Annotated in this window: 1 protein-coding gene; it reads left to right on the plus strand. The window is 53.5% G+C overall.

Going from position 1 to position 503, the window contains the following annotated elements; translation table 11 throughout:
* Nucleotides 1-503, plus strand: a 503-nt coding sequence (locus ACTHUR_RS18815; RefSeq protein WP_440400292.1) for a bile acid:sodium symporter family protein, incomplete at both ends; no start/stop codon positions are given.

A 503-nucleotide genomic window follows, 5' to 3' on the forward strand; every position in this document is an offset into this window, starting at 1 on the left:
CGCAATCGCTCAATACACGATTATGCCCCTGCTTGCCATCGGCATTGCCAAAGCCTTTGACCTTTCGCCCGGATTGACGCTGGGTCTGGTTTTGGTCGGCACCTGCCCGGGCGGCGTTTCGTCCAATATCATGAGTTTTTTGGCTAAAGGCGATGTTGCCTTTTCAGTCGGTATGACCACGGTTTCCACCGTCCTCGCTCCTGTGATGACGCCGCTGTGGATGACTTATTTGGTCGGACAAACCGTCGAAATGGACGGTTGGGGTATGTTCAAATTTATGTTACTCGTTACCCTATTGCCTGTCGTTATCGGCTCTGCCGCCAATATATTGCTGCATAAAAAACATTGGTTTGAAGACGTGCGCGCGATTATGCCTGCCGTTGCCGTTGTCGCGTTTGCCTGTATCGTCGGCGGCGTTGCTGCCGTTCACGGCCACCGTTTCGCTGAATCCGCTTTCGTTATGGTACTCGCCATCGCTGCCCACAACATCGTCGGCTACATCC

It is taken from the genome of Neisseria sp. P0021.S007 (assembly GCF_051956855.1).